This window comes from Brevibacterium sp. (genome assembly GCF_031179145.1).
Taxonomy (GTDB): Bacteria; Actinomycetota; Actinomycetes; order Actinomycetales; family Brevibacteriaceae; genus Brevibacterium.
This window is the reverse complement of the sequence record NZ_JAPSIB010000008.1, coordinates 129853-150364: the sequence shown is the minus strand read 5'-3', so window position 1 is coordinate 150364 and position 20512 is coordinate 129853. Positions and strand designations below refer to the sequence as shown.

The 20512-nt window shown below is 66.4% G+C and carries 18 protein-coding genes and 1 riboswitch; of the genes, 3 read left to right on the top strand and 15 right to left on the bottom strand.

Going from position 1 to position 20512, the window contains the following annotated elements; translation table 11 throughout:
- The first annotated feature begins 56 nt into the window (after positions 1 to 56).
- The gene (locus RIT73_RS08185; RefSeq protein WP_309131582.1) at positions 57 to 272 is read left to right on the top strand and encodes a hypothetical protein; all 216 of its coding nucleotides are present in this window, start codon (positions 57 to 59) and stop codon (positions 270 to 272) included.
- An 81-nt stretch (positions 273 to 353) separates the two neighbouring features.
- Here the strand turns inward: RIT73_RS08185 and RIT73_RS08180 are convergent, their stop codons facing one another.
- The 9 genes from RIT73_RS08180 to RIT73_RS08140 form a co-directional block, all read right to left on the bottom strand.
- Positions 354 to 1088, bottom strand: a complete 735-nt coding sequence (locus tag RIT73_RS08180; protein ID WP_309131581.1) for a TenA family protein — start codon at positions 1086 to 1088, stop codon at positions 354 to 356.
- 48 nt (positions 1089 to 1136) lie between these two features.
- Positions 1137 to 2003: a bifunctional hydroxymethylpyrimidine kinase/phosphomethylpyrimidine kinase gene (thiD, locus tag RIT73_RS08175; protein WP_309131580.1), complete on the bottom strand. Its 867-nt coding sequence runs from the start codon at positions 2001 to 2003 to the stop codon at positions 1137 to 1139.
- Positions 2000 to 2707, bottom strand: a complete 708-nt coding sequence (gene thiE / locus RIT73_RS08170) for a thiamine phosphate synthase (protein WP_309131579.1) — start codon at positions 2705 to 2707, stop codon at positions 2000 to 2002. The genes thiD and thiE overlap by 4 nt, the downstream gene beginning before the upstream one ends.
- Positions 2704 to 3615 carry a hydroxyethylthiazole kinase gene (locus RIT73_RS08165; RefSeq protein WP_309131578.1) on the bottom strand — a complete coding sequence of 304 codons (912 nt, stop codon included), beginning with the start codon at positions 3613 to 3615 and terminating at the stop codon, positions 2704 to 2706. The genes thiE and RIT73_RS08165 overlap by 4 nt, the downstream gene beginning before the upstream one ends.
- A riboswitch (TPP riboswitch) is annotated at positions 3603 to 3704 on the bottom strand. (Overlaps the previous gene by 13 nt.)
- 89 nt (positions 3705 to 3793) lie before the next feature.
- Positions 3794 to 6427: a GNAT family N-acetyltransferase gene (locus RIT73_RS08160; protein ID WP_309131577.1), complete on the bottom strand. Its 2634-nt coding sequence runs from the start codon at positions 6425 to 6427 to the stop codon at positions 3794 to 3796.
- On the bottom strand, positions 6424 to 7983 hold the full coding sequence (locus RIT73_RS08155; protein ID WP_309131576.1) for a SidA/IucD/PvdA family monooxygenase: 1560 nt from the start codon (positions 7981 to 7983) through the stop codon (positions 6424 to 6426). Before RIT73_RS08155 ends, RIT73_RS08160 begins: the two co-directional genes overlap by 4 nt.
- A 271-nt stretch (positions 7984 to 8254) precedes the next feature.
- Positions 8255 to 9781, bottom strand: coding sequence for an IMP dehydrogenase (gene guaB / locus RIT73_RS08150; protein ID WP_309131575.1), 1527 nt, complete (start codon positions 9779 to 9781; stop codon positions 8255 to 8257).
- A gap of 217 nt (positions 9782 to 9998) precedes the next feature.
- On the bottom strand, positions 9999 to 10661 hold the full coding sequence (locus RIT73_RS08145; RefSeq protein WP_309131574.1) for a GntR family transcriptional regulator: 663 nt from the start codon (positions 10659 to 10661) through the stop codon (positions 9999 to 10001).
- Positions 10662 to 10719: 58 nt separating this feature from the next.
- Positions 10720 to 11301, bottom strand: coding sequence for a dihydrofolate reductase family protein (locus RIT73_RS08140; RefSeq protein ID WP_309131573.1), 582 nt, complete (start codon positions 11299 to 11301; stop codon positions 10720 to 10722).
- Between the two features lie 270 nt (positions 11302 to 11571).
- Between RIT73_RS08140 and RIT73_RS08135 the strand changes: the two genes are divergently transcribed.
- Positions 11572 to 11949 (top strand): MmcQ/YjbR family DNA-binding protein, encoded by a 378-nt coding sequence (locus RIT73_RS08135; RefSeq protein ID WP_309131572.1) that lies wholly within the window; start codon positions 11572 to 11574, stop codon positions 11947 to 11949.
- Between the two features lie 2 nt (positions 11950 to 11951).
- Positions 11952 to 13262: a replication-associated recombination protein A gene (locus RIT73_RS08130; RefSeq protein ID WP_309131571.1), complete on the top strand. Its 1311-nt coding sequence runs from the start codon at positions 11952 to 11954 to the stop codon at positions 13260 to 13262.
- A gap of 4 nt (positions 13263 to 13266) precedes the next feature.
- Here the strand turns inward: RIT73_RS08130 and RIT73_RS08125 are convergent, their stop codons facing one another.
- The 6 genes from RIT73_RS08125 to RIT73_RS08100 all read right to left on the bottom strand — a co-directional run bounded on the left by RIT73_RS08125 (position 13267) and on the right by RIT73_RS08100 (position 20258).
- Complete coding sequence (locus RIT73_RS08125; RefSeq protein ID WP_309131570.1) at positions 13267 to 14259, bottom strand: pseudouridine synthase; 993 nt, start codon at positions 14257 to 14259, stop codon at positions 13267 to 13269.
- A gap of 18 nt (positions 14260 to 14277) precedes the next feature.
- Positions 14278 to 15696 (bottom strand): FtsX-like permease family protein, encoded by a 1419-nt coding sequence (locus RIT73_RS08120; protein WP_309131569.1) that lies wholly within the window; start codon positions 15694 to 15696, stop codon positions 14278 to 14280.
- The gene (locus tag RIT73_RS08115) at positions 15693 to 16565 is read right to left on the bottom strand and encodes an ABC transporter ATP-binding protein (RefSeq protein ID WP_309131568.1); all 873 of its coding nucleotides are present in this window, start codon (positions 16563 to 16565) and stop codon (positions 15693 to 15695) included. Before RIT73_RS08115 ends, RIT73_RS08120 begins: the two co-directional genes overlap by 4 nt.
- 261 nt (positions 16566 to 16826) lie before the next feature.
- Positions 16827 to 18416, bottom strand: a complete 1590-nt coding sequence (groL, locus tag RIT73_RS08110; RefSeq protein WP_309131567.1) for a chaperonin GroEL — start codon at positions 18414 to 18416, stop codon at positions 16827 to 16829.
- 37 nt (positions 18417 to 18453) lie between these two features.
- Positions 18454 to 18747, bottom strand: a complete 294-nt coding sequence (groES, locus tag RIT73_RS08105; protein WP_113902438.1) for a co-chaperone GroES — start codon at positions 18745 to 18747, stop codon at positions 18454 to 18456.
- Between the two features lie 344 nt (positions 18748 to 19091).
- Entirely contained in the window at positions 19092 to 20258 is a 1167-nt protein-coding gene (locus RIT73_RS08100; protein WP_309131566.1) for a ubiquitin-like domain-containing protein, read from the bottom strand.
- Positions 20259 to 20512: the final 254 nt, after the last annotated feature.

Genomic DNA, 20512 nt, shown 5'->3' with positions numbered 1-20512 from the left:
GCACGCTTTGGAGAGAAGATGGGTGTACGCATTCGACGGAGTGTGAGGGGGATGTCATGGATCTGCTCGTGCTTTTCTTCATCGGCGTGTTCTTCACGACCATTGTGTTCGTGATCGGGCGCTTCGCCTGCCCCCGATATGATCGCGTCCCGCTCATGGAGGTCGATCATGTCATCGCCTGGACGACGCTGCGCCGAGGCTGGCATGCGCTGGGGGCGATCGGGCCGCTGACGAACATCGTCGACGACACACCGGACGGAAACCGGGCCTGAGCGAGGTCTCGCACCCCGACCCTCAACTCCAGATCGAGTGCGGCCTCAGACCGCGCCCCGGCTTCAGACCGCGGCTCAGCCTCAGACCGTGACTGCGGGGGCGAAGACTGTGGCGTCCCAGTTCTGCAGAGCATGGGCGGAGGCCCAGAAATGCAGTTCGTACACGCAGGCCTGTTCGAACGCGGCCCGCATCCGGGCGGCCTCAGCCGCGGGGGCGGTCTCCAGCTCACGTTCGAGTATCTCCACCGCCAGCCGCGTCGCCTCGTCGAACTCCGGCGAATCGTAGGTCTCGACCCAGGTCCGATACGGGTGGTCCTCGCTCATCCGCCCGGCCTTCTCGACGAGCACCTTGCCCATGTGGGCATACACCCAGAAGCACGGAAGCACTCCAGCCACGCCCTCTCCATAGGAGCGGGCGGCGGCAGTGGCGACGAGGTAGGAGACATAGCCCAGGGTGGTCGGCGACGCCTTGACCGCTCCCCCGCCGAGGAGGGACTCGCGAGCCGCAGCCAGACGCTCGTCCGCGAGCAGCTCCTCATGCATCGACTCCTCCACCGTGATCGCCTCCGCGGCCGAGTTGGCCCAGAATCGTGATTCGTCGCGATCCTCGGCGCGGGCGGCGAGGAAGGACATCGCCTGGGCATACCCGGTGAGATAGATGCTGTCCTGAGTGATGTAGTTGGTGAATGCCACCGGGTCGAGGCTGCCGTCGGCCAGCTGGCTGAGGAACGGCAGGTTCTCGATCTCCTCGATGATCGGCCGGACCTGGTTCCATAACTGAGTGGACTGAGGGCCGGCGGCGAAGTTCGTGATCATGACGGGTCTCCTTGAGAAGTGCTGTGGGAAAAGCTCTGCGGCGGACGATCAGCGACGAACGATGTCGACCTGGTGGTCGACGGGACCATGGGCGCCCTCGGGGTCGAGGCTGACCTGCCAGCCGGCTGCGGACGTCAGGGCGCGTCCCAGGTAGCTCAGTGCGCTGTCCACGGCTTCGGCCAGAAGCCCGGCGTCCACCTCGGCGAGCGTGCGGTCGTGTTTGAGGTGGGCCACCTCGGCGGTGATCGCCGCGGACAGCGTGCACCCGGTGCCGTGCGTGTTGGGCGTCGATATCCGCGGATGGATGTACTCGGTGAGCGAGCCGTCGGCGGTGACGAGGATGTCGGTGACCTCATCGTCGCCGCCGTGCCCGCCCTTGAGCAGGACCGCCCCGGTTCCGCGGGCGACGAGTTCCCTGGCCTGGTCGAGCATCTGCTGCCGGGTGCCGGCCTCAGGCACATCGTCGCCGAGGAGCAGGGCCGCCTCGGGGAGGTTCGGAGTGATGAGATCGGCCACTGGGAGCAGCTGTGTGCGCACCGCCTCGACGGCGTCGACGTCGAGCAGTCGATGTCCCGAGGTCGCCACCATCACCGGGTCGACGGTGTAGAACCCGAGGTCGGATGTGGCGGCGCGGGCGACGACCAGTTCGACGAGGGAACGGGTGCCCAGCATCCCGGACTTCGTCGCGTCGACGGGCATGTCCCCGAGTACGCTGTCGAGCTGGTCGGAGACGAAGTCCTCAGCGATCGGGTAGACGCGTGAGACGCCGTGCGTGTTCTGGGCGACCAGCGCGGTGATGGCCGTGGTGCCGAGCACTCCGCGAGCGGTGAAGGTCTTGAGGTCGGCGTGGATGCCGGCTCCCCCGCTGGGGTCGGTGCCGGCGATGGACAGGGCGATGGGCGGGCGGGTGCTCACTGGGCACCGCCCTCATAGGCGGCGAGCAGCTCGGCGGCGGCAGCCGCGGGGTCGGCTGCGCGGCAGATCGCGGACACGACGCAGATCCCGATCGCCCCGGCACCCCGGAGCTCACCGGCGTTGGCGGCGGTGATCCCGCCGATCGCGACCGCGGGCAGTCCCGCGTTTGCGGCGAGTTCGCCGAGGCGCTCGGGTCCGATGCCGCCGGGGGCGTCGGTCTTCGTGGTGGTGTCGAATACGGGCCCGATCCCCACGAGGTCGACGGCGCCCGACTCCCGGGCGGCGGCGAACTCGGCGCCGGTGGCGGCCGAGAGACCGATGAGCGGCTCATCACCGATGGCGGCGCGCACCTCGGCGACGGGGGTGTCGGTCTGACCGACGTGGATGTGGACGGGAGTGCCGTCGGCGAGGATCCGCTGCGCGACGGCCACGCGGTCGTTGAGGACGACGGGCACGTGGCGGTCGGTGCCGGCCACGGCGAGGTCGACGGCGGCGATGACCTCGCGGGCGAGGGTGTGAAAGGCCTCGTCGTCGATGTCCTTGTCGCGCACCTGCACGATTCCGACTCCCCCGGCCACGGCCGCCCGCACGGTCTCGGCCACGGTCCGGCCGGCCTCCCGGCACTGGCCGGTGTCGGTGACGAGGTAGAGCCGGGTGTCGATCCCCGCCAGACGCGGGGCCTGCGGTGAGCGCGCGGCGGTCATGCTGCTGAGCTTTCGAACGTGCCGATCTCGATGCGTGCCTGAGCCAGCTGATCGGCGGTCAGTGCGTGGAGGGCATCGAGGAACGCGACTGAGTAGCTGCCCGGTCCCTGCGCGTGCTCGGCCGCCTGCGCACCTGCGACCGCGAAGTGGGCATGCGCGGCGACGACCGCGGTCAGCTTCGCCGCGGTGATCGCTGGGTTCGCGGACTGGCTCGCCGAGGTGGTCGCGAGGTCGGCGGAGGGATCTGCGGAGCTCCCCGGGGTGGTCGGCGGGCTCGCCAGGTAGGCGGCGGTGACGGCGCCGAGGGAGCACCCGGTGCCGATGACCAGGGGCATCAGAGCATGTCCGCCCTCGATGCGCACGACATGGTCGACTCCGTCGATCTGGGCGACGATCGCGTCGACGGGGCCGGACACGGCGACGATCGCTCCGGTCGTCGCCGCCAGGTGGACGGCGGCGGGAAGGACGGCCTCCACCTCGTCGGTGGAGTCGACTCCCCGCCCGCCGAGGCCGAAGCCGGCCAGGGCTGCGATCTCCGAGGCGTTGCCGCGGATCGCGGTCGGATGGCAGCGTGCCGCACGGCGGATCCGGGTGGTCCGGAAGTCGGCGGCTCCGATGCTCACGGGGTCGAGGACCCATGGCGTGGAATGAGCGGTCGCGGCTTCGATGGCGGCGTCGGCGGCGAGGAACTGGTGGCTCGTCGCAGTGCCGAAGTTGACGAGCAGCCCCGACGCGATCTGCGTGAACTGCGCGGCATCGGCCTCGTGGTCGAGCATGGCCGGGGCGGCGCCGACGGCGAGGAGGACGTTGGCGCTGAACTGCTGCACCACGGTGTTCGTGATGCATTGGATCAGAGGGTTGGTCGCACCCAGCTGTCGGTGCGCAGAATGCAGGTCGATGTCAACCATGACAATCCCTTCGCTAGTGTTGCCCAGATCAGGTTCGATGGGTGTCTTCTCAGCCTGCACTCACGTGCATGGCACCCCATGTCATAGCTCTCGACTGTAGCAGGATCGCCGCGGGCGCGGCGAGCTCTGCCCGCCCAGCGGACTCGGTTCCGCGGCTCGATTCAGCTGACCAGCCGATTCACCGAGCCACCGGGTTGGGCATCTGGCCGGCGTAGAGCAGCGATTCGGCCTGGTTCCCGATGTCGACCATCTCGAGGGTGTTGCGCAGCTGCAGCCGGTTGAGGCAGGAGTGGGCGAACGTCTCGGCGCGGAGGTCGACGTCGCCGGCCAATCCGCGGGCGAATTCGGGATGTGCGGCCTCGTACTCGTCGAGGACGTCGGCCACGAGGCGCCAGAACGTCTGCGTCGGCATCACCTCATCGGTGTCGAGGATGCCGGCCAGGTGCCGGAGCACTCCGTCGAACATGTCGGTGAAGACGGACAGGGCCTTCTCCTCACCGGAGACGAGGGACCGGATCCGCTCCACCTCGGCGGGCAGCTCACGGTGACCGAGCACCGCCACCTCTTCTCCGATGTCCTTCATGAACGCACCGGTGACGGTATGGTCCTCGAGCACGAGGATGAGGTTCTCCCCGTGGGGCATGAAGACGAGGTCGTGGGCGAGCAGTCCGTGCATGAGGGGATGGAGATAGGCCCGCAGATAGTCGCGCACCCAGTCGTGCGGGGCCCGTCCGGAGGCACGGATGAGTTCGCTCGCATAGGACACGCCGAGGTGGTCGCGATGGAGCAGCGCCGCCATGGTGATCAGTCGCTGGCCGCGCTCGATCATCGGCAGCGGGTTCTCCCGCCACAGGGCGGCGATCATCTTCCGGTGCGGGTTCGACGTCGGCGTGCGATGGTAGACGTCGCCGGTGTAGCCGATGGCGGAGTGTTCGCGCAGGAGCCGGAAGCCTGCGGCGGCGAACGCGGGATCCGAGTCCACGAGTCCCGAGACCCAGTCGTTGATCGCCGGGGTCGCGCGCATGTACTCGGGCGAGAGTCCCCGGAGGAAGCCCATGTTCTGCACGGCGAGCGCCACTTTCACGTATGGGGCTCCGGCGCGTGAGTGGTTGAAGAATGTGCGCAGGGACTGCTGCGCCTGGTGCTCCTCGAGTCCGGGGCCGAGCGGGAGCAGGTCGCCGCGGGCGATGTCGGCGGAGAACGTGATCGCGAGACGGTGGTCGGCCTGCCAGGGGTGGATCGGCAGCAGATGGAAGTCGTCGGGGTTGCGCCCGGCAGCCCGGATCCGCGAGTGGAAGAGGTCGTGTTCGGCAGCGCTCAGTGCACGCTCGAGATGCGCCGACTCCTCGAGGCCCGCGCCCAAGGAGAGGTGGGTGTGCTCGCGACTGGCCGCCACCCACTCGAGGCGGTTGCGCTGCCCGGTCTCCGGAGCCCACTTCCGGTAGTCGGACAGGGCGAACCCGATCCGACCGTTGTTCGCGACGAATCCAGGGTGTCCCTCGGTCATCGTCGCCTCGGTGGTCTGGAAGTCCGCGTCGAGGAGGCCGGCCGAGGTCGGCCGCTGCCCCGTCCAGGATTCGCTGAGCTTGAATGCCGCGCCGGCGAGCGTCGAGGCAAGCTCCTCGAGGTAGGTCGAGAGGAGTTCGTCGGGCAGACCGAGGTCGCGCTGCAGTTCGACGATGAGCTCCTGGACGTCGAGAGGCACCTCGACGCTGGTGTCGGCGGTGGCGCTGTCGTTCGCGGTGGCGCTGGTGTCGGCGATGGCGCTGTCGTTCGTGGTGGCGCTGGTGTCGCGGAAACGACGGACGGTGGACTCGTCGATGGCCCAGTGCTCGAGCGGCAGCACCTTCGCCCGGAAGACGTAACGGACCGATGAGTCCGGGATCCGCAGCTCGTAGGACTCCATCCCGGTGACCGCCGCCTCCACATTCTCAGTGACCTCCCCAACTCCGGCTGCCCGCGCCTCCCTAACTCCGGCTGCCCGCGCCTCCACCTTCCGGGGTTGGATGAGCCGTTCGTGGGTGAACTCGGCGAGCGCCTTCGTCGCCAGGTGGCGCTGCACGACGGCGAAGGTGTCGGCGTTGAGGTGGGAGTGGATCGCGTCGGCCCGGTCCCCGCTCTCGGTCGCGGCGGTCGAGACACCGGCGACCGCGGTCGGTGCCGCGGGGACGTCCGGGTCTGCCACCAACGGCGCCAGGGCGCTGGCGTCGAAGTCCTCCCAGGTGCACACGCTGACCAGTGCTCGTTTCGGAACTCCGTCCTGGACGATGTCGGCCTCTCTCACGGGACGGAACCCGGCGGCCGCGTTCTTCGCGATGATTGCGGCGTTCCGGACGTCGGGTTCGACGATCACTCGGGTCCCCCCGCGTCCACCGTGGCTGTGGGGGCGCAGGCAGAAGGCGATGACTTCGGCCATGATGCGGTCGGTGAGACCGCTCACCGGCTCTCCCTGGGGTGGGGCGACGAGGAGGTGCATTCCGATGTCACCGGGCTGTTCGTCGATGACAGCTGCGGGAATGAGTGTGGACGGCGCATAGGTCTCGACGTAGAAGCAGCGGTGCCCATCCACCGAGCCCACCCATCCGTTGTCGTCGGGTGAACGGAGGATCTGGTCGAGATAGTCGCGCATCTCGGTGTCACTGAGTTCGGTCATCTGCCAGTAGCGCGACCGTGGATCGCTGAGCCAGGAATGGATCAGCTCCGTGTCCCGGGCCGGGACCATCGGGTCGATGCGGACTTCGGCGGACAGTGCGTCCACGCCGGGAAGCGCCGTGTCCTGATCGATGGATGTGGTGTCGAGTGTCTGGCTCATGCGAGTGTCTTCTCCTTGGTCGTCAGCGCTTCGGTGCTCGGTTCGTCGATGCTCTCGTCCTCCGGGTCCTCGCCCGGCGGGACGCCGAAGGTCTGGAAGGCGATCCTGCGCTCGATCGGGTAGGGCTCGCGGCCGGTCACCGCCGCCAGCACCACCGAGGCTCGCCAGGGGCCGAATCCGAGGTCAGGAGCGGTGACTCCGTGAGTGTGCTCTTCCCCGTTGAGGACGTGGAGGTCGGCGGCGGCATTGATCGTGTACTCGCGGCTGACGTCGAGCCGCCCGTGCCTGTCGGTGCGCACCTCGGCGCCGAGAGGGTTGAGGAAGTCGGGGACCTGAGAGCGGTAGCCGGTGGCGGCGACGACCGATCGGCTCCGCAGGTCGAAGGTGCGCCCGAGGAGCTGGTTGCGGAACCGGAGGACGTAATCCCCGTCGTCGTGCGCCGCGGTGCGGAGCTCGGCGTCGGTGAGGAGGTTCGTCGGCAGCTGCCTCCCGCCGCGGCTCAACCGGTAGAGCGTGTCGTGGATGTCGTCGATGAGGTCGGCGCTGATGCCCTTGTAGAGGTTCCGCTGGTCGCGGCCGACCGCGTCTCGCAGCTGATCGGGCAGCGCGCGGAAGTGATCCGTGTACTCCGGCGATGTCATCTCCAGGGTGAGCTTCGTGTACTCCATCGGGAAGAATCGAGGCGAGCGCGTCACCCAATCGATCCGGACGTCGCGACCGACGGCGTCCTCGATGAGGTCGCGGTAGATCTCCGCCGCCGACTGCCCGCTGCCGATGATCGTCACGGAGCCGCTGTCGAGCAGCTCGTCGCGGTGCTCGAGGTAGTCGGCCGTGTGGATCACGGGCCCGGCGCCCGGCGTCTGAAGTCCCTGGAGAGCCGGCGGAATGACGGGGGCGGTCCCGACGCCGAGGACGACGTGACGAGCGCGGTAGGTTTCCTCGCCGAGGCGGCGCCCGAAGTCGTCGCGCACCTCGGCGACGATCGTGAAGATCGATCCCTGACGGGTCACCGAGGTGACCTCACGGTTCCATCTGAGCGTGTTCAGTTGGGATGCGACCCACCGGCAGTATTCGTCGTATTCGGCGCGCAGAGGGTAGAACGACTCCCTGATGTAGAACGGGTAGAGCCGGCCCTTCTCCTTGAGGAACTGGAGGAACGACAGCCGCGAGGTGGGATCGGCCATGGTCACGAGGTCGGCGAGGAACGGCACCTGCACCGTCGATCCCTCGATCATCATTCCCGGGTGCCAGCGGAACCCGTCCCGTCGGTCGAGGAACACGGCGTCGACGTCAGGCAGCGGATCGGCGAGAGCGGCCAGGCCCAAGCCGAACGGACCGATGCCGATCCCCACGAGGTCATGGACGTGGTCAGCCCTGTCACCAAGGTCCCGGATGCGGATGCCGTCGTTCGTGCGAGCATCGCGAATGCGGACCTGGCTGGTGTTCCGGCCGTGGTCGGCGTTCCGGCCGTGGTCGGAGTTCCGATTGTGGTCGGCGGTACGGTTGCTGCTGTCAGTGGGGCCGGTGTCGGCAGATGGCTGAGGGGTGGCTGTCATGCGGTCGTCCTCCAAGGGTTTCGCTCCCGACCGACGCTCTCATCGACTGGTCGAGAACCTCGGACCAGGAACTTAGGTGATCCTTCTTTAGGGAAACCTACCCTAAGTAAGAGCGTCTGCAGGTGTGTTCTGCGTCACTTCCCCGCAGTCCCCTGCTCAGTCCCCTGCCCGAATACCTGTGTCACATGTCCCAAGCCCGCATGCACGCAGAACAAGAAGAGGCCCGGTGCACTTGCACCGGACCTCTTCTCACGTCCTGTTCGACTCGTCCCTACTTGCTCGTGTAGTTGGGCGCCTCGACGGTCATCTGGATGTCGTGCGGGTGGCTCTCCTTGAGCCCGGCCGTCGTCAGCCGGACGAACTTGCCCTTGGCCTTGAGCTCGCCGATCGAGCGCGCGCCGACGTAGAACATCGACTGGCGCAACCCGCCGGTGAGCTGGTGGGCGACGTGCTTGAGGTGCCCGCGGTAGGCCACGCGACCCTCGATGCCTTCCGGAATGAGGTCGGTGTCGGTGGCGATGTCGGCCTGGAAGTAGCGGTCCTTCGAGTACGACTTGCCCTTGCGCGGCGCCATCGCCCCCAGCGATCCCATCCCGCGGTAGGCCTTGTACTGCTTGCCGTTGACGAAGATCAGGTCGCCGGGCGACTCGCTGCAGCCGGCGAGCAGGGAGCCGAGCATGACCGTGTCGGCGCCGGCGACCATCGCCTTGGCGATGTCACCGGAGTACTGGAGTCCACCATCACCGATGACCGGGACGCCGGCGGGGCGGGCGGCCTGAGCAGCCAGGTGGATGGCGGTCACCTGGGGCACGCCGACGCCGGCGACCACCCGGGTGGTGCAGATCGATCCGGGCCCGACACCCACCTTGACGGCGTCGACTCCGGCGTCGATGAGCGCCTGCGCACCCTCCCTGGTGGCGACGTTTCCGCCGATGATCTGGACGTTTTTGAACGCCGGGTCGGATTTCAGGCGGCGGATCGTGTCGGTGACCCCGCGGGCGTGTCCGTTCGCAGTGTCGACGACGAGCACGTCGACACCGGCTTCGGCCAGCAGGCCGGCACGCTCGTAGGCGTCGCCGTAGAAGCCGACGGCCGCACCGACGCGCAGCCGCCCTTCGTCGTCCTTGGTCGCCAGCGGGTACTCCTCCGTCTTGACGAAGTCCTTGACGGTGATCAGACCCTTGATGACGTTGTCGTCATCGACCAGCGGCAGCTTCTCGACCTTGTGCTTGGCCAGCAGCTCGAAGGCCCGGTCCGCGGACACACCGACGGGCGCGGTGACCAGCGGCATCGGGGTCATGGTGTCGGCGACGGTGCGGTTCGGGTACTCACTCCTGGTGACGAAGCGCAGATCGCGATTGGTCACGATGCCGACGAGGACATCGTTCTCATCGACGACGGGCAGCCCGGAGATCCGGTACCGTCCGCAGATCTCGTCGAGCTCTTCGAGCGTCTTGTCCGCGGTGATCGTCAGCGGGTCGTTGATCATGCCCGATTCGGAGCGCTTGACGTAGTCGACCTGATCGGCCTGATCTTCCTTCGACAGATTGCGGTGGATGATCCCGAGCCCGCCGATCCGCGCGATCGCGATCGCCATCCGCGACTCGGTGACGGTGTCCATCGCCGCCGAGACGAGCGGGATGTTGAGCTCGATCTCCTTGGTCAGACGGGTGGTGGTCGAGGCTTCTGAAGGGATGACATCGGTGTCACCGGGCAGGAGAAGGACATCGTCGTACGTGAGTCCCGTGAGGGAGAACGGATCGTTAGCGGCCTGTGATTCCTGCTCCGGGATCCCCATGAGTAGAGCCTTTCGACGCGGTGTGTTCGGTGGGGTCAATGCTATCGAACCGGAACATGCCTGAGCCACAGTTTCAAGCACCGCACATTGTGAGTCTGCCTACACGCACACCCGGGTCTCAGCAGCCCTCGTCGAAGCGGTCCGTCGGGAACGTCAGCACCCGCGGCAATCCGCGGCCGCCCACGCGGCAGGCACCCTCGCCGAGGTGGTTCCCGTCTCAGCGGCCCTCGCCGACGGAGCGTGCGAGGTCGAGGGTCGAGGCCTCGGAGTCGTCGAGGTGGATGCGCAGCAGGCCTTCGGCGCCGTGGCGGTCCCCCGACTTGATCCGGTCGAGGATGTCGCGGTGCGGATTGGCCCAATGCGAGTGGTACTTGCCCGGTTCGGCCGAGCGGGAGAACGTCGTCGACAACCGAGCGAGGAGGTTGAGGTAGAACTCGTCGAGCAGCGGACTGCCCAGCAGTCCGACGATCGCCCGGTGGAAGGACATGGAGTGCTCGACCGCATCGGCCCAGCCCTCATCGGCGGGTGCCGTCTCGGCGCGGACGACGGCTGCCTCGACCCGGTCCATCGCTTCGTCGGTGGCGTCCTGCGATTCCTGCACGGCGCGGATCTCGAACACTCGGCGGGCTCGGTAGAGGTCCTTGAGCTCCTCGATGCCGAAAGTGCGGACGAAGAATCCTCTGTTGGGCTCCTGGACGAGCAGACCCGCGTGGCGGAGCAGGCTCAGGGATTCGCGGGCCGTGTTGCGGGAGACGTTGAATTCCTTGGCCACTGCACCATCGCGGATCGGGCTGCCGGCAGGGTACTCGCCGGTCGTGATCCGGGACCGGACACGACTGACGATGGCCTCTGAGGTACAACCGTGGGCAGAATCTGGCATATCAATAGGTTACCGCCTCCATGTGAGAGTTCCGTGAGGTCCGGGCCGAGAGCCCTCCTCAGCGGAGGACACGGAACCTGAGATGGGTGGCGTTGGGAGTCGCGACAGCTGCGATCCTCTCCAGCGGGAACTGACCACCCAGGTGATCGAAGAGACGAGTCCCGTCGCCGAGGAGGACGGGCGCCAGGTGGATCTGGATCTCATCCATGAGCCCGACCGCAATGCACTGCTGCGCGGCGCTGGCGCCGTGGACGGCGACCACCTTGTTCCCTGCCGTGGCTCGAGCCTGCTCGACCGCGGAGTGGATGCCGGTGGTGACGAAGGTGAAGACATCGGGTGCCCGGACCGTGTCGGGATGAGGCGCCGAGTGGGTGAGGACGAAGCACGGGGTGCGTCCGACCGGTCCGGCGTCGTACCAGCCTCCGTCGCCTTCGGCGAGGTCATAGGAGCGCCTGCCCATGAGCACCGCTCCAGCGCCTTCTCCCATTCCACTGAGCACCTCAAGGTCGCGTGGGTCGGGTGTCTCCAACCACCGATGCAGCACGTCACCTCCTTCGCCGAGCTGCCGGGCGCGGGTGACGTTCGGTCCGGTGACGAACCCGTCGAGGGACATGGTGATTGCTGCGGCTACTGTGCTCATGGCGACTCCTCAAGTCGTTGTCGTGAGTTCGGTTCAACCAGGAGCAACCGATCAGCGTTGCCTGTGCTGGACGCTTCACGGGATGCTTCCTACTGATACGTCGTCCGGGCGAGCTCCGGATCGACACTCGCCTCGAAAGAATCAGATTTCTCGGTCAGCCCGGCCCCTTGCGCCGTCACGCTGTCCCTTGAAGACTGAGGGCACGCGATTGGCGAGAAACTGGCGAGAAAGAGACCCAGCCCCAGCCTGACGATCGGAGAAGGAGCAGCCATGACATTGAGTGGACGCGACATTCAACGGACGGCTCAGGAGGTTGCCGACGGGTTGCCCGGAACGAGCGCCGGATACCCGTTCACCGAGCACCTGCGGGTGTGGAAGGTCTCCGGGAAGGTCTTCCTCATCGTCACTGAGGACGACCCGGACCTCGAGATCATCACCGTCAAGATCGACCCCGACGAGGGCGATGAGCTGCGCCGAAATCACGAGGCGATCACACGCGGACATTATCTGGACAAGGAGCACTGGATTTCGATCGGGGCGGGAACGGGAATCACGAAAGCCGTCGTCGAGGATCTGGTTCGGGGCTCCTACGACCTCGCGGCAGAGCAGCTGCCGGTCAAGGACCGCCCCGAGGCAGAGGGGCCGTGACCATGAGTGAGAATGCGCCGTCACTGTTCGAACCAGACGAGGTCGGCCGACCGTTGGCCGACCGACTGCGGCCGCAGAGCCTTGAGGAGGTGGTCGGTCAGGACCACCTCCTCGGCGCCGATGCCCCGATCGGGAGGATGGTCGCAGAACATCGTCTCGTCTCGATGGTGCTGTGGGGGCCGCCCGGGTGTGGGAAAACGACGATCGCCCGTCTCCTCGCCGAGCGCGCCGACCTGGTGTTCGCACCGCTGTCGGCGACGTTCTCCGGGGTTGCGGAGCTGCGCAAGGTCTTCCAGGCGGCTGGCAAGCGCCGGGAGATCGGGCAGGGAACCATGCTGTTCGTCGACGAGATTCACCGCTTCAATCGCGCCCAGCAGGATTCCTTCCTGCCCTATGTCGAGGACGGCACGATCGTGCTCGTCGGCGCCACGACGGAGAACCCCAGCTTCGAACTCAACGCAGCACTCCTCTCTCGCTGCCAGGTCTTCGTCCTCAGACGCCTCGATGAGTCCGCCCTCGTCGCACTCATCGACCGAGCAGAGCAGACGACGGGCACGCCGCTGCCACTGACCACCGAGGCCCGGCAGGCACTCATCGCGATGGCCGACGGCGACGGCCGCTATCTGCTCAACCTCGTCGAGCAGCTCCAAACCATCACCGACACCCTCGACGTCGCAGGGCTCGCGCAATTGGTCCAACAGCGGGCTCCGGTCTATGACAAGTCGCAGGAGGGCCACTACAACCTCATCTCCGCCCTCCACAAGTCGATGCGCGGCTCCGACCCCGATGCCGCGCTCTACTGGTTGGCTCGCATGCTCGACGGCGGGGAGGACCCGCTCTACATCGCCCGCCGCCTGGTGCGGTTCGCCAATGAGGACATCGCGATCGCCGATCCCCAGGCCGTCCACCAGGCGCTGGCGGCCTGGGACGTCTACGAACGTCTCGGCTCGCCCGAGGGCGAGCTCGCGATCGCTCAGGCAGTTGTCTACCTGGCCACGGCGCCGAAGTCGATCGCGGTCTACCGCGGGTTCAACGCCGCGACGAGGCTCGCGAAGCGCACGGGGTCGCTCATGCCGCCCGAGCACATCCTCAACGCCCCGACCAAGCTGATGAAGGACCTCGGCTACGGCAAGGACTACGAATACGACCCCGACTCTCCAGGCGGGTTCTCCGGCGCGGACTACTTCCCCGAGGGCGTCGAACGCGAGAAGCTCTACCGGCCCACGGGCAACGGCTACGAGCGGATCATCGGCGAGCACGTCGCCGAATGGGACCGTCTCCGGCGGCAGAATCGCGCAGACCCCGAGGCGTAGACACTCACCCCAGGCGCAGTGTGGTCTCGAACCTGCGTGGGTGCCGGGTGAGTGGATCGGTGAAGCCGATCGAGGACGCGAGCAGCTGGAGCGGGGAGTTGAAGTCATAGGGGTCGGGGCTCAAGTCCACCGGATAGACAGGATCGCCGAGGATCGGCAGACCCAAGGACGCCATGTGCACTCTGAGCTGATGCGTCTTGCCGGTCACGGGTTCGAGTTCGTACTCGCCGATCTCGTCGGTGGAACTGATGCCCGCACCTGGGCACTCGCGCACGTCACCTCCCGAACGCCTCGGCGAGGGAGTCTCGAACGGTCCCAGGAAGCGAATCCGGCTGTGCGCGTTCGGTTCACCGTCGACTTCGAGCACCTGCCGGCCGCCGCGCGGTTTGACCAGCCGTGACCGGACCTCGCGCGGGAACTCAAGGCCCGGAGGCGGCAGTGGGGCGAGTGCCCGATAGGTCTTTCTGACCAGGCGGTCCTGGAACAGCCGCTGGTAGGTTCCCCGCGTCTCCAGGCGCTTCGACAGGATGAGCAGTCCCGCCGTGATCCGGTCGAGGCGGTGGATGGCGACGAGGTCGGGAAGGTCGAGCTCGACGCGCAGCCGGGTGACGACACATTCGCGGACGAAGCGGCCGTTCGGGGTGCTCGCGAGGAAATGCGGTTTGTCGACGACGAGCAGGTCGTCGTCCTCGCACACGATCACCGGTTCGAACGGGATCGGCTCCTCCACCGGGACCGGACGGTGGAAGAAGTAGAAGCCGCCGGGGGTGACGGGATCGTCCCAGGCGACCGGCTCCCCCGCCTCGTCGCACATCTCACCAGTGGTGAGCAGGTTGCGGCAGTCATCGACGGGCGCATCGGGAAACTCCTCCCGCAGCCACGTCCCGATCGTGTCGGGAACCGGCAGCTCGGCCTTGGCGTGGGTGGCCTTTCCACCCGGCGCCCGCAACGGGGTCGCCGAGATTCCCTCACGGGGCGGAAGCGGGCTGCGCGGCATTGCTCAATGGTAACGTCGTCACACCGCTTCGAGCGCCTCGATGGGGTTGATCGTCGTCGCCGCCTTCGCCGGGGCCCGACTGGCCAGAGCCACCGCGAGCAGCGAGCCGAGAACGACGACGCCCAGCACCCACCACGGCAGACTCGGGGCGAAGAACCCGGTCAGCGGCGAGATGACCGCCAGAGCTCCGATCCATCCGTAGACGATGCCCAGCGGAACCGCGACGAGGCAGGCGACCGCGGTCAGCTGCAGACCCTCGCCGAGCACCATCGACCTGACCTTCGCCGGACTCTGCCCCAGAGCCATGAGGAGGCCGATCTCCCTGGTCCGCTGCCTCACGGACAGCGTCAGCGCGTTGACCACGCCAATGACCGCGATGATCACGGAGAATGCCACCATGCCGAGGAAGAAGAGCATCGTGCGGTCGATGACCTGCATCAGCGCGTCCTCGACGATCTCGAACCCCTCCTGGCCCAGGCTCTGCGCATAGCTCACGAGCTGGTCGCGGAAAGTCGTCATCGCGGTGGCGAACATGGTGACGAGCGTGATGCCGATGATCAGGCCGATGACCGTGCGGGCACTGCGGGTCGGATGCCGGTCGATGTTCTTCGCCGCCAATCGGGTCGCGGCGCTCCGGCCCATGACTGCGCCCGTGAACCTCTGCAGCGGCGGGAGGAACCAGGCGTTGCCGATGATGAGTCCGAGGAACGAGCACGCTCCTCCCGGGGTGGCGATGAGGAGGCCCGCCGGGTTCGACAGGGCGAAGCCGAGGAAAGCGCCGCCGCCGAGCATGATCAGGCCGAGGGTGAGCAGCACCAGGGCGAGCCCCAGTGACCGTTTCGATGATCGGGCGTCCTCCGAGCGCTGTTCGACGGCCTGCGAGGTCGCCTCGATCGGGGAGATCCCGGAGATCCGCTTCGCCCCGAGAAAGGCGGCGTACCAGGTGACGACGATGGTGGCCACGGCGGGCACGAACATCTGAAAGCTCCCGACCCCCGGGTCGGCGGTCACCGCGTCGCCGAGGAGTCCGAGCGTGACCAGGGCCAGACCGGTCGACACGACCACCGCGGCCAGGGTGGCGGGGATCGAGACGATGAGCCCTTCCAGCCCTGCGGAGCGGCGCAGCCTCTTCGTCGACGCCCCGATGAGTCGCAGCAGGGCCAGCTGTCGACTGCGTCCGGCGATGATGATGCTGAAGGTGTTCGCGATGACGATGCTGGAGACGAACAGGGCGATGAGGAAGAACGTCATGCCGACGACCATGATCATCACGGTCGCGGTGTCGGAGCCGGACACCACCTCGGCAGAGCGCATCAGGGCGCTGAGGATGCCGATGCCCTGCATGATCGCGGTGCCGAACAGGGCGGCGATGAAGACGACGAGGAAGCTGGGGGCGAACTGTCGGGGGTTCGCGCGGATCTCGCGGATCGGGTTCACGGCGCCTCCACCTCTGTCGCCGAGGTGACGACGTGGGAGCCGTGGGCCGTGCCGGTTTCGACGTCCGACTCAGAGTCGAGAGCTGCATCGGATTCGAGGTCGAGCATGGTCTGCGCGACCTCCTCGGCGCGGAACGTCCCGGCGAGCTCGGTGACTGGCCGACCGTCGGCGAGGAACACGACGCGCCCGGCAGAGGCGGCGACGAGTGGGTCATGGGTGACGAGGACGATGCTCTGGCCCAGGTCCCGCACCGCCTCGGACATGATCCGCATGACTTCGCGTCCGGACCGGGAGTCGAGGTTGCCGGTCGGCTCATCGGCGAAGAGAACGTCGGGGCGGGTGGCCAGGGCCCGCGCGATCGCGACGCGCTGCTGCTGACCGCCGGAGATCTCGTTCGGTCGGTGGTCGCGTCGGTGGTCGATTCCCAGACGTGCGACGAGGTGGTCGACCCATTCGCGTTCCTGGGTCGTCGGCTTCCGGTCGTCGAGCTCGAACGGCAGAAGGATGTTGTCGATGACGGTGAGAGTGGAGATGAGGTTGAAGGCCTGGAACACGAAGCCGATCTTCCGCCGACGCAGCTTCGTCAGCTCGTCATCGTCCAGTGCCGAGATCTCCCGGTCGCCGATGAGGACTCTGCCCGAGGTCGGGGTGTCGAGACCCGCCATGATGTGCATGAGCGTCGACTTGCCCGACCCCGAGGGGCCCATGATCGCGGTCATCTGGGCGGGAGCGACGTCGAGATCGACATCCTGCAGGGCTGTCACCGACGTGTGCGCGCTGGCGTAGGTCTTCGTGACGTTGCGGACTCGAGCGATCGGCGGCGCCGAGTAGGTTGTCGGGGATGCGGGGTCGGGGAGGGGCTGGGTCACTGCTGGTTCACCTTGATCTCGAGGGGACTGTCATCGGTTTCCACACTACTGAGCCCTCGATCGGGTGACGGTGCAGTAACCCTGAGGGCGGCCTCGGGAAAACCCGACAGCTCTGCTGGTCACCCGGCTCACCGGCCGGTCACCCGGTTCCTCGGCGAATCGACCGGCACCTCAGTGGTCACCCGGCCTCCGGGCACACGAATGGCCCGGAACCGAAGTTCCGGGCCACGCGTGAAACGGTGACGAAGAGTCAGACTGGAATCAGTCCTCTTCCTCCTCCTTCTTCTCGACGACCAGGGTCTCAGTGGTGAGCACCAGGGCGGCGATCGAAGCGGCGTTGCGCAGTGCCGAACGGGTGACCTTGACCGGGTCGATGATTCCGGCGCTGATCAGGTCACCGTAGGAGTTCGTGGCAGCGTTGTAGCCCTGCCCCGACTCGAGCTCTTCGACCTTCGAGACCACGACGTAGCCGTCCTGGCCTGCGTTCTCGGCGATCCAGCGCAGCGGCTGCACGACACCGCGGCGGACGATGTCAGCACCGGTGGCTGCATCGCCGGTCAGGCCGAGGTCGTTGCCCTCGAGGACCTTCGCGGCGTGGATCAGAGCCGATCCACCACCGGCGACGATGCCCTCTTCGATGGCGGCGCGGGTCGCCGACACAGCGTCTTCGACGCGGTGCTTGCGCTCCTTGAGCTCCACCTCGGTGGCGGCGCCGACCTTGATGACTGCGACACCGCCGGAGAGCTTGGCCAAGCGCTCCTGCAGTTTCTCGCGGTCCCAATCCGAGTCGGTGTTCTCGACCTCGGAGCGGATCTGGGCGACGCGACCGGCAACATCCTCATCGGACCCGGCACCATCGACGATGGTCGTGTTGTCCTTGGTGACGGTGATGGTGCGGGCGTTGCCGAGCTCTTCCAGGGTGACCTGGTCGAGCTTCATGCCCATGTCCGCGGTGACGACCTGGCCGCCGGTGAGGACGGCGAGGTCTTCGAGGATCGCCTTGCGGCGGTCACCGAAGCCGGGTGCCTTGACGGCGGCGACGTTGAGGATTCCGCGCAGCTTGTTGACAACCAGGGTCGACAGGGCTTCGCCCTCGATGTCCTCGGCGACGATGAACAGCGGCTTGCCTGCCTGCTGCACCTTCTCGAGCACGGGCAGGAGCTCCTGGATGTTGGAGATCTTGCCCTGGTTGATGAGGATCAGCGCGTCGGAGAGCACTGCCTCCTGACGCTCAGCGTCGGTGACGAAGTGCGGGGAGAGGTAACCCTTGTCGAACTGCATGCCCTCGGTGATCTCGAGCTCGACATTGGCAGCCTGGGATTCGTCGATCGTGATGACGCCGTCCTTGCCCACCTTGTCGAAGGCGGCCGCGATGAGCGAGCCGATCTCCTCGGACTGGGCGGACAGACCGGCGACGTGTGCGATCTCAGAGGAGTCGGCGACATCGCGGGCGATCGTGCCCAGCTGGTCGGAGACAGCCTCGACGGCGGTTTCGATTCCGCGCTTGAGGGCGCCCGGAGCGGCGCCGGCGGCGACGTTGCGCATTCCTTCGTGAACGAAGGCCTGAGCCAGGACGGTCGCGGTGGTGGTTCCGTCACCGGCGATGTCGTTGGTCTTGGTGGCAACTTCCTTGGCGAGCTGAGCGCCGAGGTTTTCGTAGGGATCGTCGATCTCGATCTCACGAGCGATGGTCACGCCATCGTTGGTGATCGTGGGTGCACCCCACTTCTTGTCGAGAACAACGTTGCGTCCGCGAGGTCCCAGCGTCACCTTGACGGTGTCGGCGAGCACGTTGACACCCCGTTCGAGTGCGCGGCGGGCCTCGTCGTTGAATTCTAGAGTCTTAGGCATTCGTCCTCCGTGATGTTAGAAAGTGATTCGGAAGGATTCAGCCGATGACGGCGAGCACGTCACGAGCCGAGAGCACGAGGTATTCTTCGCCACCGTGCTTGACTTCGGTGCCACCGTACTTCGAGTAGATGACGCGGTCGCCGACGTTGACGTCAACCGGAACGCGGTTTCCGCTGTCCGACACGCGGCCGGGGCCGACTGCGACAACTTCGCCTTCCTGAGGCTTCTCCTTGGCGGTGTCGGGGATGACCAGACCGCTGGCAGTGGTCTGTTCTGCTTCGACCTGACGGATAACGATCCGATCTTCGAGTGGCTTGATGGAGACCGACATATCGGGCCCTCTCCCTTCGCTGGGTTCTTCTTGACAAAGATCAGACGGCGGCTGCTGCCATGACCCTCTCGTCGTCGCGGGTGCCGAGCGGATCGACCGTCTGGTGAAACTGGCACTCATGGAGTGTCAGTGCTAATTCGACTTTAGGACGCAATTAGCACTCGGTCAACTTGAGTGCCAAGGATCGTTCATGCTCTGGGCGAAACCCCAGGAAGGAGCCTCGCCGAGGCGGTCGTCGAGTGCAGTGATCATGCTCGCCAAGGCATCGCCGGATACGACCGAGGGCCCCGGATCTCTCCGGGGCCCTCGGTCATGTGGCTGTCAGCTGAAGCTGGACTACGCGATCAGGCGCATGCCCACTGGCTCCAGCCGGCTTCGCGCTGCAGCTTCTTGGCGCGGTCGAACTGCTCCTGCGGGCTGGCGTCGGCCGGGTTGCCCGATCCGCCCATGGACTGCCAGGTGGCCATCTTGAACTGGAACAGTCCATAGTGGCCATTCGGGTTGACGGCCTTCGGGTTGAACTCCGATTCGCACTTGGCGATCGAGTACCACTTGCTGCCGGGTCCACCGAGCATGGCCTTGATCTCATCCTTGCTCATGGTGCCGCCGCCTCCGCCGCCGGAGCCGGATTCACCGGAATCTCCACCGGATCCGGAGTCACCGCTGTCGCCACCGGAACCGGAGTCGCCGGATCCGCCGCCGGTGGAGGGAGCTTCCTTCTCCTTGGTGCCTTCGACGATGACCTTGGTCTCGGGCTCGGAGAGGACCTTCTCGGCCTTCTTCTCCTTCTTCACCTCTTCGCCGTTGACGGTCTTGACCGTGTACTCGATCTCCTTCTGACCGTCCTTGCCCTTCTTCTCGACCTTGGTCTCACCCTTGGGCAGAGAGTCGGACTTCTTCTTCTCGACCTTCGGCTCGATCGACTCCTTCTCCTTGACGGTCTTGTTCTCGACACGGTTGACCGTGAGAACCTGACCATCGGCGGGAGCGGCACTGAGCGGAACCGACAGGAAGTCATCCTTGTCCAGCTGTACGCCGGCCTCGTTGAGAGCCTCTTTTGCGGTCTCCACCGGAGCGGTGACCTTGTGGTCCTTGCCGTCGGCGAGGACGGTGAGATCCTTGGCAGTGGTGACGTCGATGTCGTTGCCGGTTTCCTTGAGCTTCTGGTCGACCTTGGCATTGAGCTCGGCATCACGGGCATCGACGCCCAGGTCAGCAAGAGCCTGGCCGACGGTGTTCGCCGTCGTCCATTCCTTGGATTCTTTTCCATCGACGTCGAGGGTGACCTGCTTGGCCGTGTTGACGGTGATATCCATGTCGCGGTCGACCTTCTTGTCGAGGCCGGGCTTGACCTCGTCGCGCTTGTCGAGCTTGATGTCGCGGCTCTCGAGAATATCGCCGACAGTTCCGCCGAAGGTTCGAACCTCCTCGGACTGGCCGTTCACAGACAGGGTCACAGGCTTGTTCATCGTGACGACGGCACCCGTGCCGCCCACGAGTCCGGTAATCACAACCGCCTGTGCAACTATTTGCGCTTTGCGGTTCTTGAGAAAATCAATCACAGAAATATCCCTGGGGCAGAGTTCATCGACTCATCCACTGTAACCGATTCGTTACAAGGAGGGCAAAACATCACAAGAATGTAACGCCAAGGCATGACCCGGTAACCCTGGAACCAAGCTGAACACGGCGTGAGAAGCCCAGGTCACCCCGGTTGCAGGAAAACAACTTGATCACAGAGTCGGCATCAAAAGATCTCGGTCGA

What these genes read in the sequence shown, in the direction of transcription:
- RIT73_RS08160 (WP_309131577.1), bottom strand. Translation starts at nt 6,427, where the DNA reads ATGAGCCAGACACTCGACACCACATCCATCGATCAGGACACGGCGCTT.
- RIT73_RS08185 (WP_309131582.1), top strand. Translation starts at nt 57, where the DNA reads ATGGATCTGCTCGTGCTTTTCTTCATCGGCGTGTTCTTCACGACCATT.
- RIT73_RS08180 (WP_309131581.1), bottom strand. Translation starts at nt 1,088, where the DNA reads ATGATCACGAACTTCGCCGCCGGCCCTCAGTCCACTCAGTTATGGAAC.
- RIT73_RS08145 (WP_309131574.1), bottom strand. Translation starts at nt 10,661, where the DNA reads ATGCCAGATTCTGCCCACGGTTGTACCTCAGAGGCCATCGTCAGTCGT.
- thiE (WP_309131579.1), bottom strand. Translation starts at nt 2,707, where the DNA reads ATGACCGCCGCGCGCTCACCGCAGGCCCCGCGTCTGGCGGGGATCGAC.
- guaB (WP_309131575.1), bottom strand. Translation starts at nt 9,781, where the DNA reads ATGGGGATCCCGGAGCAGGAATCACAGGCCGCTAACGATCCGTTCTCC.
- groL (WP_309131567.1), bottom strand. Translation starts at nt 18,416, where the DNA reads ATGCCTAAGACTCTAGAATTCAACGACGAGGCCCGCCGCGCACTCGAA.
- RIT73_RS08155 (WP_309131576.1), bottom strand. Translation starts at nt 7,983, where the DNA reads ATGACAGCCACCCCTCAGCCATCTGCCGACACCGGCCCCACTGACAGC.
- RIT73_RS08140 (WP_309131573.1), bottom strand. Translation starts at nt 11,301, where the DNA reads ATGAGCACAGTAGCCGCAGCAATCACCATGTCCCTCGACGGGTTCGTC.
- RIT73_RS08135 (WP_309131572.1), top strand. Translation starts at nt 11,572, where the DNA reads ATGACATTGAGTGGACGCGACATTCAACGGACGGCTCAGGAGGTTGCC.
- RIT73_RS08125 (WP_309131570.1), bottom strand. Translation starts at nt 14,259, where the DNA reads ATGCCGCGCAGCCCGCTTCCGCCCCGTGAGGGAATCTCGGCGACCCCG.
- RIT73_RS08165 (WP_309131578.1), bottom strand. Translation starts at nt 3,615, where the DNA reads ATGGTTGACATCGACCTGCATTCTGCGCACCGACAGCTGGGTGCGACC.
- RIT73_RS08130 (WP_309131571.1), top strand. Translation starts at nt 11,952, where the DNA reads ATGAGTGAGAATGCGCCGTCACTGTTCGAACCAGACGAGGTCGGCCGA.
- groES (WP_113902438.1), bottom strand. Translation starts at nt 18,747, where the DNA reads ATGTCGGTCTCCATCAAGCCACTCGAAGATCGGATCGTTATCCGTCAG.